The following is a 13,406-nucleotide window of genomic DNA, read 5'->3' as shown; positions in this document are numbered from 1 at the left end:
CCCTGGAGGCACAGACCATGACGACCACTTCCTTCCCCGACGGCTTCCTCTGGGGCGGCGCGACCGCCGCGAACCAGATCGAGGGCGCGTACGACGCAGACGGCAAGGGGTACTCGGTGCAGGACGTGATGCCCCGCGGCATCTCGGGTCCCCGCAGCGACCAGCCCACGCCCGACAACCTCAAGCTCGTCGGCATCGACCACTACCACCGCTACGCGGAGGACATCGCGCTGTTCGCCGAGATGGGCTTCGGCGTCTACCGGTTCTCGATCGCGTGGAGCCGCATCTTCCCGAAGGGCGACGAGACCGAGCCCAACGAAGAGGGCCTGGCGTTCTACGACCGCGTGCTCGACGAACTCGAGAAGCACGGCATCGAGCCGCTCGTGACGATCTCGCACTACGAGACGCCGCTGCACCTGGCCGAGGCCTACGGCGGGTGGACGAACCGCGAGCTGATCGGGTTCTACGAGCGCTACGCCCGCACGCTGCTCGAGCGCTTCGGCTCGCGCGTGAAGTACTGGCTGACGTTCAACGAGATCAACTCGCTGCTGCACGCCCCGTTCATGAGCGGCGGCATCCCGATCCCCGAGGGCGGCGTTCCCGAGCAGCAGCTGTACCAGGCGATGCACCACGAGCTCGTGGCATCCGCCCGGGCCACCCGCATCGCCCGCGAGGTCGCCCCCGAGGCCAAGGTCGGCTGCATGGTGCTGTCGATGCCGATCTACCCCCTCACCCCGTCGCCCGACGACGCCCGCGCCGTCATGGACGCCGACCACGGCAACCTCGTCTACGGCGACGTGCACACCCGCGGCGAGTACCCCGGGTACTTCCTGCGGACGCTGCGCGAGAAGGGCATCGCCCTCGACATCACCGACCAGGACCGCGAGGACCTGACGAACACCGTCGACTTCGTCTCGTTCAGCTACTACATGTCGATCGCCGAGACCGCCGACCCCGCGAAGCGCGCCGAGGGCGAGGGCAACATCATGGGCGGCATCGCCAACCCCACGCTCGAAGCGAGCGAGTGGGGCTGGCAGATCGACCCCGTGGGCCTGCGCCTCGTGCTGAACCAGTTCTGGGACCGGTGGCAGAAGCCGCTGTTCATCGTCGAGAACGGCCTGGGCGCGCGCGACCAGCTCGTCGAGGTCGACGGTGAGAAGACGGTCGTCGACGACTACCGCATCGCCTACCTCAACGACCACCTCGTGCAGGTCGGCGAGGCGCTCGAAGACGGCGTCGACGTGCTCGGCTACACCTCGTGGGGCTGCATCGACATCGTCAGCGCCAGCACCGCTCAGCTCAGCAAGCGATACGGTTTCATCTACGTCGACCGCAACGACGACGGCACCGGAACGCTCGACCGCTACCGGAAGAAGTCGTTCGGCTGGTACGCCGACGTCATCCGCACCAATGGCGCGTCGCTGACGCGCTGACCCCCCCCTGATCGGATCGGCCCCGGGTCCTCACGGCCCGGGGCCGACCTCTTGGAGTACATCTATGACCCGCATCGCCTTCCTCGACGTCGACGGCACGATCCTCGAACACGGTTCGGTGATGGCGCCCTCGACGGCGACCGCCATCCGACAGGCGCGAGAGAACGGGCACCTCGTGTGGCTCAGCACCGGCCGCTCCGCCGGCGACATCCACCCCGACGTGCTCGCCATCGGCTTCGACGGCGCGATCACCAACGGCGGAGCGTATGCGACCCAGGCCGATCGGACGCTGGTGGAACGCCCCCTCGCCCGCACCGACGTCGACACCCTCGAGCGGTACTTCGAGGCCCACGGCATCCACTACTTCCTGCAGACCCACGGCGGCGTCTTCGCCAGCCCCGGCATGGGCGCCGTGATGAACGAGTACCGGCGTGAGCGTCACGCCCAGCGCGCGGCCGAGCTCGAGGCCCAGGGGCTGCCCCCCGAGCAGCCGCTGTGGCGCGAGCCCCGGCCGGTGTCGGAGGTCGACCGCGACGCCGTCGCCAAGGCCGTCTTCGTCAGCCCCTCGACCGACACCGTCGCCCACGCCGCCGCCGAACTCGGCGACGGGTTCCACGTCATCCCGGGCTCGATCCCGCTGCCCGGCGGCTCGAATGGCGAGATCGGCCAGGCCGGCGTCACCAAGGGCTCCGCGATCACCGACGTGCTCGCCGAACTGGGCCTGTCGGCGACGGACGCCATCGGCATCGGCGACAGCTGGAACGACGTCGAGATGTTCGAGGTCGTCGGCACCCCCGTCGCGATGGGCAACGCCGTGCCCGAGCTGCAGCGCCTCGCCGGCCGGGTGACCACCGCCGTGCTCGACGACGGCGTGCACAACGCGTTCGCGGAGCTGGGCCTGATCTGACGGGTCGTGGGCCCACGCGGTCCACATGCAGGAGCGTTGGTTCGTGCGGCGCCTCACACGCCGCGCGACAGCACATGCGCCACACCGGTCATGCAGATGGACCCGCGGACGCATTACTCGCAGCCGGGCGGGGCAGCGCGGGCGCCCTCTCGGCGCGGTCAGGCCCCCGACGCAACCCGGCGCGACCGCCGGCGACGCTCCGCCCGCTCGACGGGGGGAAGCCGCTCGACCAGACCCGGCATCGACTCCACGCGGGCCCGCTCGACGTGCGCGGCGGCGAGCGTCTGCGCGAGCGAGACGTGCCCGCCCACGATCGCCTCCACCATCTCGGCGTGCTCGTCCCATCGACCGGGGGTGTCGCGTTCGGGCGTCAGACGGAAGAGCCATCGCGTGCGCCCCGTGAGCAGACCGCTCATCCGCGAGAGCAGCGCGTGACCGGCGAGGGCGAAGATCTCGTCGTGCAGATCGGAGTTGCGCGACGAGGCCGACGCCGCGGCGACCGACGCGACGTGCGCCACGTCGAGCGCGGCCCGCAGCGCTGCGGTGTCGGCGCCCGCGGCGGCGCGCTCCGCGGCGAGTGCCGCGGCGAAGGGCTCGAGGTGCATGCGCATGTCGAACAGCTCCCTCGCGTCGTCGACCGTGAAGCGGTGCACGACGGCCGCACGGCGATGGGCCGACGACACGAACCCCTCGGCCTCGAGCACGTGCAGCGCCTCTCTGACGGGCACCCGCGAAACGCCGAGCTCCTCGGCGATGTCGCGCTCGCCGAGCTTGTCGCCCATGTCGATCTCACCGGTGATGATGCGCTCGCGCAGGATGTGCGCGATGCGCCGGCCGGTCGCGTCGATGTCGTCGTCCACGCCTCCATCCTGACAGGGGTGAGACGTGGGAGGAAACCGTTCTTTGGTATTCCAAATGGCGCAATCCGGGTCTTTCAAATGGCTTGAATCGCGATTTGGTACTCCAAAATGACGCCCGCGTAAGGATCACATTGCGTGTTCGTTACATCGCCTTGGTATACCCGTTGCGCGCCGTAGCGTCACCTCCGTGCTCGCCTTCCTCCTCCGCCGCCTCGCCCTGGCCGGCGCCACGGTCTTCCTCGTGGTCACGATCGGCTTCGTCCTCGGTCGCCTCACCGGCGCCCCCGGCGCACTCCTGCTCCCCGACAACGCCAGCAGTGCCGACGTCGACGCGCTCAACGCCAGCCTCGGCTTCGACCGCCCGGTCATCGTGCAGTACGTCGACTTCCTCCGCGGAGTCGTCGTCGGCGACCTCGGCGACTCGTACCGCCTGCACGAGTCCGCGCTCGGGCTCGTGTGGGAACGCCTCCCCGCCACGGTCGAACTCGCCTTCTGGGCGTTCCTGGCCGGCTTCGCCCTCGCGCTCGTGGCAGCCGTCGTCATCCACCTCAGCGGCAGCCGGATCCTGCGCGCCGTCGTCGGCTGGCTCGGCGCCACCCGGCAGGCGGTGCCCGATTTCTTCTTCGCCCTGCTGCTCGTGCTGATCTTCTCGGTCACGCTCGGCCTGCTGCCGTCCTTGGGCCGCACGAGTCCGGCGAGCCTCGTACTCCCGGTCGTGACCCTCGCCACCGGCCAGTTCGTGATGTATCTCCGCCTGCTCGACGCCGCGCTGAGCGATCAAGCCGAGCAGGACTACGTGCGCACGGCCTTCGCGATCGGCCAGTCGCGACCGACCATCCTGTTCACGCAGATGCTCCCCAACGCCCTGCCGCCGGTGCTCGGCATGGCCGGCCTCAACCTCGGCGGTCTGCTCGGCGGCACCGTCGTGGTCGAGGTGGTGTTCGCCTGGCCGGGGCTCGGCAGCCTGCTGACGGCCGCCGTGAGTCAGCGCGACTTCCCGATCGTCCAGGCGGGGCTCCTCTTCGTCGCCGTCGCCTTCGTCGTCGTCAACACCCTCGTCGACCTGCTCGTCGCCCGCATCGACCCCCGAACGGCCACCTCATGACCACCGTCGCCCTGCCCCCGCTCCCCGAGGCCGCGACCTCGGCACCGCCCCCTCGCCCCCGTCGTCGGCGCCTGCGCCCCTCGGCCGTCGTCGGCATCGTGATGCTCGCCGTCGTGGTCGGCGCGACCGCGCTGCGTCCCGTGCTGCCCGGCTTCGACCCGCTCGGGCAGGACCTGTCGCGCGTCCTGCTCCCGCCCTTCGTCGACCCGGCGCACCCGCTGGGCACCGACCCGCTCGGGCGCGACCTGTTCAGCAGGATCGCCCTCGCCTCCGCCGTCACCCTCGGCATCACGGTGGCCATCGTGTGCCTCAACGCGGTGATCGGCACCACGGTCGGCATCCTGGCCGGCTTCTTCGGTGGGCGGATCGAATCCGCTCTGTCGGTGCTGTCGAACACCGTGCTGGCGATGCCCGTCGTCCTGCTGCTCATCGCCGTCTGCGCCGTCGTCCCGCCCAGCGCGGGGCTCACGATCCTCGTCGTCGGCTGCACCTGGTGGGTGGGCTACGCCCGGGTCACCCGCAACGTCGCCGCGGCCCTTCGGGCGCAGGACTTCGTCGTGGCACCGCGCACACAGGGTGCCGATCGCTTCTGGTCGCTCACCCGGCACGTGCTGCCGAACGTCTGGCCGCACACGCTCATCATCGCCGCGACCGACATCGCCACGATCGTGCTCGTCGAGGCGTCTCTGGAGTACCTCGGTCTCGGCGTGCAACCGCCCACGCCCAGCTGGGGCGCCATGATCTACGACGGCCAGAAGTACCTGGCCACCGACCCCTGGCTGGTGATCCTGCCCGGGATCGCGATGTTCCTCGCCGTGGGCGGCGTGCAGTTCCTTAGCCAGCAGTTCACCGCCGAGGCGCGTGGCGCCTTCCTGCGCAAGGGAGCCCGACGATGACCCGTCCCGTCCTGTCCGTCGAGAACCTGCGTCTGGATGCCACGACCGACGAGGGCCACCGCACCGTGGTTCACGACGTCTCGTTCGAGGTGGCGCCCTCGTCCGCGCTCGGCGTCGTCGGCGAGTCCGGCTCCGGCAAGAGCCTCACGATGCTCGCCGCCCTCGGCCTGCTGCCCCCGGGCGTGCGCGTCGCCTCGGGGAGCGTCTGCATCGACGGCCGCGACGTGACGTCGATGAGCGAGCGGGAGCTCCGCAGCATGCGCGGTCGGGTGACCGGGATGGTGTTCCAAGACCCGATGTCGGCGCTCAACCCGCTGCGCTCGGTGGGGGCGCAGGTCGCCGCGGCGGTGCGCGCCCACTCCCCCGCCACCTCGCGCACCGCCGCCCGCCGACGCGCGGTCGAGCTGCTGCAATCGGTGGGCGTCCGCGACGCCGCCGACCGCGCGGCGTCGCGGCCCCACCAGTGGTCGGGCGGCATGCGCCAGCGCGCGGTCATCGCCATGGCCATCGCCAACGACCCGCTGCTGCTCATCGCCGACGAGCCCACCACGGCACTCGACGTCACGGTCCAGGCGCAGGTCATGGCCCTGCTGGACGACGTGCGCGAACGCACCGGGTCGGCGTTGGCGCTCATCAGCCACGACCTGGGCCTCGTGGCCCAGCACACCGACGACCTCGTCGTGATGCGGTCGGGACGAGTCGTCGAGCACGGTGAGACCCGCGCGGTGCTGTCGGCCCCCGCTCACGAGTACACGCGGCGGCTGCTCGCGGCGGCGCCGTCGACCCGCACCGGGGCAGACCGCCCGGCGCTGGTCGAGACCGCCGAGGAGCCCGCCCTGGAGGTGACCGACCTCGTCGTCGAGTACCCCGGTCGTCGAGGCCGGCGCACCCGGGCGGTCGACGGGGTGTCCCTGCGCATCCGCGCCGGAGAGACCGTCGCCGTCGTCGGGGAGTCCGGATGCGGTAAGTCGTCGCTGCTGCGCGCCATCCTGGGCCTCACCCCGGCGAGCGCGGGCACGATCCGCTTCGAGGGGCGCACCGTGTCCCCCGACATCGCCGGACGCAGCGCCGAGATCCGCTCGCGCGCCCAGGTGGTGTTCCAAGACCCGTCGTCGGCGCTGGACCCGCGCATGAGCGTCGCCCGCTCCGTCGGCGAACCGCTGAAGATCCGCCGGAGCTTCACGTCGGCGCGCGTGCGCACGCTGCTCGACGGGGTCGGCCTCGACAGTTCGTTCGACGACCGTCTTCCCACCCGTCTGTCGGGCGGGCAGCGCCAGCGCGTCGGCATCGCCCGCGCGCTCGCCCTCGACCCGGCGATCGTGCTGCTCGACGAGCCCGTCTCGGCGCTCGACGTCTCGATCCAGGCGCAGGTGCTCGACCTGCTGGGCGGCCTGCAGCGCGAGCAGCGACTCGCCTACCTCTTCGTCTCCCACGACCTCGGCGTCGTCCGCGGCATCGCGGACCGCGTCGTCGTGATGCAGGCCGGACGCATCGTCGAAGAGGGCCCGACCGAGCGCGTTTTCGCCGAGCCGCGGCATCCGTACACCCGCACCCTGCTCGACGCCATCCCGCACCTCTTCTCCGACTCACCCACCCGCCCCGCGTCACCCGCCCTCGCCGACTCACCCACCCTCTCTGCGTCGCCCACCCGAAAGGCCCTCTCATGACCCGCTCGACAGCCCGCCGCGCCCTCGCAGGCGCCGCCGCCCTCACCCTCGGCAGCGTGATCCTCGCCGGATGCGCCGGCGGATTCGACTCCCCCGCAGGCTCGGGCGAAACCGCCCGCACGAGCCTGACCGCGGCTCTGCCCACCGACCCGAGCTCCATGGACCCCATCCGCTCGGGAGCGCTGGTGGTGCTGTCGGTCTTCTTCCACACCCATGATCAGCTGGTGAAGATCGCCGCCGACGGCACCCTCGAGCCGAAGCTCGCGACGGGATGGAAAGCCAACGACGACCTGACGCAGTGGGAGTTCACGCTCACCCCCGACGTGACCGCCAGCAACGGCGAGGCCATCGACGCCGACGACGTGGTCTTCACGTACGAGACGATCCTGGGCGATCCGAGCGGCGAGAACTACGCCTACCTCTCGTCCCTCGACAGCGTCGAGGCGGTGGATGCCACCACCGTGCGCTTCACCCTCAAGCAGCCGTTCTCGGCCTTCCCCCGCAACACCTCGCTCATCTCGATCGTGCCCGCCGACACCTACCAGCAGATGGGGGCCGACGCCTACGCCCGGGAGCCGATCGGATCGGGGCCCTACGTCTTCGACAACATCACCACGGGCGTGTCGTACGACCTGAAGCGCAACGACGACTACCGGGGTCCGGCCCCGGTCATCGAGGAGATCTCGCTGCAGCCGGTGTCGTCCACCGAATCGCGCGCGAACGGCGTGCTCTCGGGCAGCCTCGACGTCGCCCAGATCGGACCGACGCAGGTGGCCTCGGTGCAGGCCGCGCCGTCGGCGCAGACCTTCTCGGCCGCCTCGAACGGGGTCGTCTTCCTCGGCGTCAACTCCACCGCAGGCCCCCTGCAGGACGTGCGCGTGCGCCAGGCGGTGGCCAAGGCCGTCGACACCCAGGCGATCGTCGACTCCCTGCTGTCGGGACTCGCCGAGCCCGCGAAGGCCATGATCGCGCCGGCGGTGGAGGGCTTCTCCGACTCCGTCCAGCCCGTCGGCTACGACCCCGACGGCGCGCGTGCGCTGCTGGCCGAGGCCGGCTACGACGGCACGCCGATCCCGTTCGACTACGCCACCGACGGTCGCATCCCGCTCTCGAGCGAGGTGGCCCAGAGCATCCAGGGCTACCTGCAGGCCGTCGGCATCGCCGTCGACATGCGCGGTGCCGACCAGCAGAGCCACACGCTGAAGGTGCGCAGCCGCGAGATGCAGGGCGTCTACCTCAACACCTGGGCCCCCTCCACGCTCGACGGCGACCTGCCCCTCACCGACTTCTACGAGACGGCGGGCAACAACAACTACGCGCAGGATCCCGCCACCGCCGCCTGGGCGGCGGAGCAGCGCGGGGTCGAGGGCGACGCACGCCAGCAGGTCTTCGAGGAGCTGCTGGACTACAGCAACACGCAGGGCTACTTCGTTCCGCTGTACGTGCCCTTCAACAACTTCGCCGCCGTGAGCGGACTGCGCTGGACCCCGCGCGCCGACGGTCTGTACGACTTCACCGGAACGAGCTTCGAATGACCTCCACCGTCCTCACCGACGTCCACCCCTGGGGCGGCCCCCTCTCCGACGTCGTCCTCGCGGACGGCCTCATCGCCGGCATCCATCCGGCGGGTACGGAACCCATCGACCCCGCGACCGAGACGGTGTCGGGCCGCGGACGCATCCTGCTGCCGTCGTTCGCCGACGTGCACGTGCACCTCGACTCGACCCGCATCGGCCTGCCGTTCCGGCCGCACACCGGGGTGCCCGGGGTGTGGGGCATGATGCTGAACGACCGCGACAACTGGCGCCACGCCGAGCGGAGCATGGAGCACCGCGTGGCGACGACGCTCGAGGGCGCGATCGCGCGCGGCACGACCCAGGTGCGCACCTACGCCCAGGTCGACGTCGACGCGGATCTCGAGAGATTGGATGCCGTGCTCGCGGCGCGCGAAGCCAACCTCGACCGGTGCGAGGTCGAGATCATCGCGTTCCCACAGGCGGGTCTGCTGCGCGAGGCGGGATCGATCGAGGTGCTCGATCGGGCGATGGCCCGCGGGGCCGATGTGGTCGGCGGGATCGATCCGTGCGCCCTCGATCGCGACCCGGTCCGGCATCTCGACGCCGTGTTCTCCATCGCGGAGCGCTACGGCGCCCCCATCGACATCCACCTGCACGAACCGGACCAGCTGGCGAAGTTCTCGGCCGAGTTGATCGTCGAGCGCACCCGCACCCTCGACATGCGGGGCCGCGTCACCATCTCGCACGGCTACGGCCTGGGGCGCCTCCCCGAGGCGCAACTGCGGGCGCTGCTCGAGCAGTTCCGCGACCTCGGGATCTCGATGGCCACGATCGCCCCTCAGGCGCCGCTGCCCACGCACCTGCTCGACGAGTACGGCATCGCGCTGGGCCTGGGTCAGGACGGCCAGCGCGACTACTGGTCGCCCTACGGCAACACCGACATGCTCGATCGCACCTGGCAGCTGGCCTTCACCAACGGCTTCCGCCGTGACGACGACATCGAGCACTGCGTCGCGATCGCCACGGTGGGCGGTCGCGCGGTGATGGGCCGCGCGGCCATGCCCGCCCTCGGCGCCGACCGCCCCGGCGTCGGGATCGGCGACCCCGCCGACCTCGTACTGGTCGCCGGCGACACCGTGACGGCGGCCGTCATGGACCGCCTGAGCGACCGCACCGTGATCTTCCGCGGCGCCGTCGTCGCCGACGCCCTCGAGCTGACCGAGGGGAGCCGCGCCTGATGCTGCTGCTGAGCACGCCCCAGCTGGAGGGTCTCGTCGACCGCGAGGCCATCGCCGAGGCCGTCTCCCGGGGGTTCGCCGAGATCGCCGAGGGCCGCGCCGATCAGCCCGGCCCGACCTCGATGTCGACGCCCGCGGACTCCAACCGGTTCATCCTGATGTCGGCGGTGTCCGAGGCCTCCGACCTCGCGGGCGTCAAGCTCCTGGCCGACGTGCCCGACAACGCGGGGCGTCGGCTGCCGACCCAGCGCTCGATGATCCTCGTCGTCGACCGCGTCGACGGGTCGCCGGTCGCGCTGCTGCACGGCGCCGTGCCGACCCGGGTGCGCACCGCCGCCGCCAGCGCGGTGGCCACCCGCACGCTCTCCCGCCCCGACAGCCGGACCCTCGGGCTGATCGGCGCCGGGGCGTTGGCCCGCGAGCACGCCCTGGCGCTGCGCGACGTGCGGCCCTTCGACCGCGTCGTGGTGTGGTCGCGCACGCGCGAGCGCGCCGAGGGTCTCGCCGCCGAGCTTCGAGACGAGGGATGGCCCACGACGATCGACGTCGTGGCATCCCCTCGCGAGGTGCTCGAGGAGGCCGACGTCGTCTGCACCCTGACCCCGTCGGTGGAGGCGATCGTCGAGGGCGCGTGGCTGCGCCCGGGGCAGCACCTCAACGTCGTCGGAGCCCGTCCGCGCGCGGATGAGCGCGAGGTCGACGGTGCGGCCATGGCCCGGTCCTCGATCTGGGTCGACGACCGGGCGACGGCGCGCACGAAGTCGGGCGATCTGCTGCGGGCGATCGCCGAGGGCGCGATCTCCGAGGCCGACGTCGTCGGCACGATCGGAGAGGTCGTCGCCGGTCTGGCGCGGGGCCGCCGGTCGCCCGACGAGATCACGCTGTTCGACTCGGTGGGGATCGGTGCGCAGGACGTCGCGGTCGCCGACGTCTTCATCCGCGCAGCCCGCGCGCAGGGCCTCGGCACGACGGTCGACCTGAGCGCCTGAGCGACCCGTCGTCCCGGCGGCGCCCACGCGCGGCGGCGCCCACGCGGCATCCGCGATGCCGATAAACGCTGTTCGTGCGCATAAACGCGGTGACGGAGCGTTTATGCGCACGAATCGCGTTTATGGACGCACTGCACCACCGCGACTCCTCGCCCACTGGGGGCCGTGCGCCATTGCGGCACCGCGCACCTCTTGCGCGTGGGACTTGCCCGTCGGTCTGTCGTGCGAGCGGGGCACCCGCCCATGAACGCGATTCGTGTCGATAAACGCGGTGACGGAGCGTTTATGCGCACGAACAGCGTTTATGGATGCCGACCGCAGGGCCCCGCGCCGACGTAGGACGCGACACCCACCGCGGGGCCCCACGACCCCACGCCCACTGCACGACCTCCACCGCCCGACGAAGGGACCGCAACGCCCCGCTCAGTCCAAGAAGATGTCGGGGTACATCGCGGCATCCGGGGTTCCGGGCACGGCGGCGTAGCCTGAGAAGTCCGTCACTCCCGCGGCGAGGAGCACGTCCTCGACGATCAGCGTCTGTCCGGTCCGCTCGCGCGACGGTGCGGTGAGCACCTCGTACGCCGCGTCGGCGTAGATCTCGGGCGTGCGCGACACGGCCATGAGCCGGTCGCCGCCGATGACGTTCTGCACCGCCGCGGTCGCGATCGTCGTGCGCGGCCACAGGGTGTTGGCGGCGATCCCGTCGCCCGCGAACTCCTCGGCGAGGCCCAGCGTCGCCATCGTCATGCCGAACTTCGCGAGGCTGTACCCGGTGTGCGCCCCCAGCCAGCGAGGAGTGACGTTCAGCGGCGGCGAGAGCGACAGGATGTGGGGGTTCTCGGCATCCTTCAGCAAGGGGACCGCGGAGCGCGAGAGCAGAAACGTGCCGCGGACGTTCACGTCCTGCATGAGGTCGTACTTCTTCGTCGCGAGCTCGAGCGAACCCGACAGGTCGATGACGCTGGCGTTGTTCACGACGATGTCGATGCCGCCGAACTCCCCCACGGTGCGCCGCACGGCCTCGGTGATCGACTCCTCGTCGCGCACGTCGCCGACGATGGGCAGCGCCTGACCGCCCGCCGCGCGGATCGCCTCGGCGGCGGTGTGCACCGTGCCCTCGAGCTTGGGGTGCGGGGTGTCGGTCTTGGCCAGCAGCGCGATATTCGCACCGTCGCGCGCGGCGCGCAGCGCGATGGCGAGGCCGATGCCGCGGCTGCCGCCCGACATCAGGATGGTCTTTCCGGCGAGCGTCACGAGCGTCCTTTCGCGGAGGCGGCGGCGAAGGCGGCGACCCGCGCTTTCGCCTCGGGGGTGTCGAAGGCGGCGCCGATCGTGGCGGCCTCGTCGGCGAGGTTCTCGGCCAGCGTGCGTGCGGCGCCCACGCGCACGAGGCGCGTCGCCTGACCGAAGGCCGCGGTCGCACCGTCGAGCCAGAACCGCGCGATCTCGTTCACGCGGGGCGCCAGATCGCCGGATGCCACGACCTCGGCCACCAGCCCCCAGTCCAGGGCCTCGGCGGCCGAGAGCATGCGGTCCTGCAGCAGCAGCTGCAGCGCACGACGCTGACCGATCGCCGCGGGCAGCAGAGTGGAGACGCCGAGGTCGGGGGTGAGCCCGATGTTCGCGTAGCGACTGACGAAGCGGGCGTTCTCGCTCGCGACGACGTAGTCGGCGGTGAGCATCAGGCCGAGCCCGCCACCCGCGACCGCACCGTGAACGGCGGCGACCATCGGCAGCGGCGCCTCGACGAAGGTGCGGATGCCGTCGTGGATCGCCTCGGCCGTCTCGGTCACCTCGCGACCCGACGCGCCGGTCGTCGCCATGGCCACCACGTCGCCGCCCGCGCAGAACGCGGGGCCGGTGGCATCCAGGATCACCGCTCCGACGGACGCGTCCGACGTCACCTCGTGCGCGACCTCGCGCCAGCGGCGCGCCATCGGGAAATCCATCGCGTTCAGCGACGCGGCGCGGTCGAAGGTGACGCGCGCGAGCCCGTCCTCGACGTGGAGCAGGATGCCGTCGGTCATTTCGGCGCCATCCGGATCGCGCCGTCGAGGCGGATCGTCTCGCCGTTGAGGTAGCCGTTGTCGGCGATCGCGAGCACGAGACGCGCGTATTCGTCGGGGGTTCCGAGGCGGGAGGGGTAGGGCACCTGCTGGCCGAGGGAGTCCTGCGCCGCCTGCGGGAGGCCCTTCAGCATGGGGGTCTCCATGATGCCGGGGGCGATCGTGACCACCCGGATGCCGTAGCGGGCGAGCTCTCGCGCGAGGGGCAGCGTCATCGCGTGCACGCCGCCTTTGCTGGCGGAGTAGGCGGGCTGGCCGATCTGTCCGTCGAAGGCCGCGACGCTCGCCGTGTTCACGATGACGCCGCGGTCCCCGCTCTCGGTCGGTTCGGTCTTCGCCATGACGGCCGAGGTCTGCGCGACGACGTTGTAGGTGCCGATGAGGTTGACGCGCACGACGCGCTCGAAGTCCTGCAGCGAGGTGGGCGCGCCCTCGCGGTCGAGCACCTTCGCCGGCGGGGCGATGCCCGCGCAGTTGACGACCACGCGCAGGGGGCCCGCTTCGGCGGCGCGGGCGGCAGCGTCCGCGATCTGATCGGCATCCGTCACGTCGGCGGCGACGAAGGAGCCACCGAGCCTCTCGGCGACGGCAGCGCCGTTCGAGGAGGGCAGGTCGACGATCGTGACGTTCGCGCCCGCTGCGGTGAGGCGGCGGACGGTGGCCAGGCCCAGGCCCGAGGCACCGCCGGTGACGAGGGCGGAGGCTCCTGCGATATCCATGCATTCTCC

The 13,406-nt window shown here is 71.4% G+C and carries 12 protein-coding genes; 8 read left to right on the top strand and 4 right to left on the bottom strand.

Features of this window, described 5'->3' with window-relative positions; all coding sequences use genetic code 11:
• The first annotated feature begins 17 nt into the window (after positions 1–17).
• Positions 18–1,433: a glycoside hydrolase family 1 protein gene (locus BJP65_RS10510; RefSeq protein ID WP_070409104.1), complete on the top strand. Its 1,416-nt coding sequence runs from the start codon at positions 18–20 to the stop codon at positions 1,431–1,433.
• 64 nt (positions 1,434–1,497) lie between these two features.
• On the top strand, positions 1,498–2,340 hold the full coding sequence (locus tag BJP65_RS10505) for an HAD family hydrolase (protein WP_070409103.1): 843 nt from the start codon (positions 1,498–1,500) through the stop codon (positions 2,338–2,340).
• 158 nt (positions 2,341–2,498) lie between these two features.
• Here BJP65_RS10505 and BJP65_RS10500 read toward each other — a convergent pair whose 3' ends face one another.
• On the bottom strand, positions 2,499–3,200 hold the full coding sequence (locus BJP65_RS10500) for a GntR family transcriptional regulator (protein ID WP_070409102.1): 702 nt from the start codon (positions 3,198–3,200) through the stop codon (positions 2,499–2,501).
• 187 nt (positions 3,201–3,387) lie between these two features.
• Between BJP65_RS10500 and BJP65_RS10495 the strand changes: the two genes are divergently transcribed.
• Genes BJP65_RS10495 through BJP65_RS10470 form a run of 6 tightly spaced genes read left to right on the top strand, consistent with a single transcriptional unit; the run spans position 3,388 to position 10,612 of the window.
• On the top strand, positions 3,388–4,305 hold the full coding sequence (locus BJP65_RS10495; protein ID WP_070409101.1) for an ABC transporter permease: 918 nt from the start codon (positions 3,388–3,390) through the stop codon (positions 4,303–4,305).
• Positions 4,302–5,201: an ABC transporter permease gene (locus tag BJP65_RS10490; RefSeq protein WP_070409100.1), complete on the top strand. Its 900-nt coding sequence runs from the start codon at positions 4,302–4,304 to the stop codon at positions 5,199–5,201. The genes BJP65_RS10495 and BJP65_RS10490 overlap by 4 nt, the downstream gene beginning before the upstream one ends.
• Positions 5,198–6,868, top strand: coding sequence for an ABC transporter ATP-binding protein (locus BJP65_RS10485; protein WP_070409099.1), 1,671 nt, complete (start codon positions 5,198–5,200; stop codon positions 6,866–6,868). The genes BJP65_RS10490 and BJP65_RS10485 overlap by 4 nt, the downstream gene beginning before the upstream one ends.
• Positions 6,865–8,403 carry an ABC transporter substrate-binding protein gene (locus BJP65_RS10480; RefSeq protein WP_070409098.1) on the top strand — a complete coding sequence of 513 codons (1,539 nt, stop codon included), beginning with the start codon at positions 6,865–6,867 and terminating at the stop codon, positions 8,401–8,403. The genes BJP65_RS10485 and BJP65_RS10480 overlap by 4 nt, the downstream gene beginning before the upstream one ends.
• Entirely contained in the window at positions 8,400–9,623 is a 1,224-nt protein-coding gene (locus BJP65_RS10475; RefSeq protein WP_070409097.1) for an amidohydrolase family protein, read from the top strand. Before BJP65_RS10480 ends, BJP65_RS10475 begins: the two co-directional genes overlap by 4 nt.
• Positions 9,623–10,612 carry an ornithine cyclodeaminase family protein gene (locus BJP65_RS10470; RefSeq protein WP_156784873.1) on the top strand — a complete coding sequence of 330 codons (990 nt, stop codon included), beginning with the start codon at positions 9,623–9,625 and terminating at the stop codon, positions 10,610–10,612. The genes BJP65_RS10475 and BJP65_RS10470 overlap by 1 nt, the downstream gene beginning before the upstream one ends.
• 423 nt (positions 10,613–11,035) lie before the next feature.
• Here the strand turns inward: BJP65_RS10470 and BJP65_RS10465 are convergent, their stop codons facing one another.
• Genes BJP65_RS10465 through BJP65_RS10455 form a run of 3 tightly spaced genes read right to left on the bottom strand, consistent with a single transcriptional unit; the run spans position 11,036 to position 13,397 of the window.
• Positions 11,036–11,866, bottom strand: coding sequence for an NAD(P)-dependent oxidoreductase (locus BJP65_RS10465; RefSeq protein ID WP_070409095.1), 831 nt, complete (start codon positions 11,864–11,866; stop codon positions 11,036–11,038).
• The gene (locus BJP65_RS10460; RefSeq protein ID WP_070409094.1) at positions 11,863–12,639 is read right to left on the bottom strand and encodes an enoyl-CoA hydratase/isomerase family protein; all 777 of its coding nucleotides are present in this window, start codon (positions 12,637–12,639) and stop codon (positions 11,863–11,865) included. Before BJP65_RS10460 ends, BJP65_RS10465 begins: the two co-directional genes overlap by 4 nt.
• On the bottom strand, positions 12,636–13,397 hold the full coding sequence (locus BJP65_RS10455) for an SDR family NAD(P)-dependent oxidoreductase (protein ID WP_070409093.1): 762 nt from the start codon (positions 13,395–13,397) through the stop codon (positions 12,636–12,638). Before BJP65_RS10455 ends, BJP65_RS10460 begins: the two co-directional genes overlap by 4 nt.
• Positions 13,398–13,406 lie beyond the last annotated feature (9 nt).

The organism is Microbacterium sp. BH-3-3-3, assembly GCF_001792815.1.
GTDB lineage: Bacteria > Actinomycetota > Actinomycetes > Actinomycetales > Microbacteriaceae > Microbacterium.
The sequence above is the reverse complement of the archived record's forward strand: the minus strand, read 5'-3'. Positions and strand labels throughout refer to the sequence as shown.